This is a genomic window from Streptococcus intestinihominis (assembly GCF_046824975.1).
GTDB lineage: Bacteria > Bacillota > Bacilli > Lactobacillales > Streptococcaceae > Streptococcus.
In genome coordinates, this window is record NZ_JBKQBL010000003.1 from 69,782 (window position 1) to 71,404 (window position 1,623).

The 1,623-nt window shown below is 42.3% G+C and carries 3 protein-coding genes; all 3 read right to left on the reverse strand.

The features are described 5' to 3' along the window. A partial coding sequence (locus ACLOR3_RS05435; RefSeq protein ID WP_412037058.1) for an ATP-binding cassette domain-containing protein occupies positions 1 to 288 on the reverse strand: 288 nt, incomplete at its 3' end. Between the two features lie 156 nt (positions 289 to 444). Beyond that, complete coding sequence (locus ACLOR3_RS05440; protein ID WP_006596590.1) at positions 445 to 774, reverse strand: metal-sulfur cluster assembly factor; 330 nt, start codon at positions 772 to 774, stop codon at positions 445 to 447. A gap of 393 nt (positions 775 to 1,167) precedes the next feature. After that, a partial coding sequence (locus ACLOR3_RS05445) for a sigma-70 family RNA polymerase sigma factor (RefSeq protein ID WP_412037059.1) occupies positions 1,168 to 1,623 on the reverse strand: 456 nt, incomplete at its 5' end.

Below are 1,623 nucleotides of genomic sequence, written 5' to 3' on the forward strand. Positions count from 1 at the left end.
TGTTTCTGAAATCTTCATATTTTCATCCAAATAAGTTGTATCTGGCAAATAAGAAACGACTTGTTTGGTTTTTGCAGACGGTACTTCACCATGGATGTAGACATTACCTGAAGTAGGTTGCAAGAGCCCGTTCACTAATTTAATAATGGTCGTTTTCCCACTTCCGTTTGGTCCTAACAAACCAATGATACGACCCGGTTGAATATTGACACTCACATCATATAAGGCAATATGTTTACCATACACTTTTTGAACATGGTCTAGGTAGACCAAAGGGTACTGATTCATAATCTTCTCCTTAATTTAATAATGATTCTATTATAACCTTACTAAGAAGTGATTGCAAGATATAATCAGAAAAGAAAATCGAATGTTCGTACTATTTGATAACCAAATCATCTGTCCAAAAAAAGGAGAAACATCCGTTCCTCCTTTAAAGCAATCTTATTTGATTCCTAAAGCAATCCGCGCATAGCGGCTCATCTTTTCAACCGTCCAAGCTGGGTACCAGACCAATTTTACATCGACCTTAGTCACTTCTTCCATTCCTGTTAAGGCATCATAAATCTGATCCGTCAGCAAGTCTGCCAATGGACAACCCATGGTGGTTAGGGTCATATCGATTTCTGTTTCACCAGTTTCACCATCAAACCGAATTTCGTAGACCAAACCAAGATTGACAATATCAATCCCTAATTCAGGATCGATGACCTGCTCTAGATTTTCAAGAATACGGTTTTTAATTTGTTCGATTTCTTCTGTCGTATAACTCATTCTTTACTCCTTCTTCGTTGGGTTCATCCCTATGAAGAATTTCTTTTTTTACGGAAACCCAAATATTAAGGAAACTCTATAAAAGACCCCCCGGACCTGGGTCGCTTTTTTATTTCTAGGCGACCGTTAAAAAGATCCACAGGATCTTCCTCGCTTCCGAGTTTCTCGGCTCGGGTTAAAAAGGTCCCCCGGACCTGGGTCGCTTTTGAATGTCTGGGCTCGGGTTAAAAAGATCCGCAGGATCTAGGTCGCTTTTTTATTTCTAGGCGACCGTTAAAAAGACCCCCCGGACCTGGCCACTCTCTTGTTTTTGGGTGACCGTAAAAAATGTCCACTGGACATTCCTCGCTTCCGAGTTTCTCGGATCGGGTTAAAAAGGTCCCCCGGACCTTTTTAATCCTCTATAAAATCACGCAATGGTTTGCTTCTGCTTGGGTGGCGCAGTTTGCGGAGGGCTTTGGCTTCAATTTGACGGATCCGTTCACGGGTCACGTTAAAGACTTTCCCCACATCTTCCAAGGTTCGCATTTTACCGTCATCCAAACCAAAACGCAAACGAAGGACATTTTCTTCCCGGTCGGTAAGAGTATCAAGGACTTCATCCAATTGTTCGCGTAGTACCACACGAGTGGTGTAATCCACTGGATTTTCAATCACTTCGTCTTCGATAAAATCTCCCAAATGGCTATCGTCCTCTTCCCCGATTGGCGTTTCAAGAGAAACAGGTTCTTGGGCAATCTTCAAGATTTCGCGCACCTTATCAGGAGTCATATCCATGCGTTCAGCAATTTGTTCTGGTGTAGGATCTTGTCCCAATTCTTGCAAGAGGTTGCGTTGTTCACGAACCAA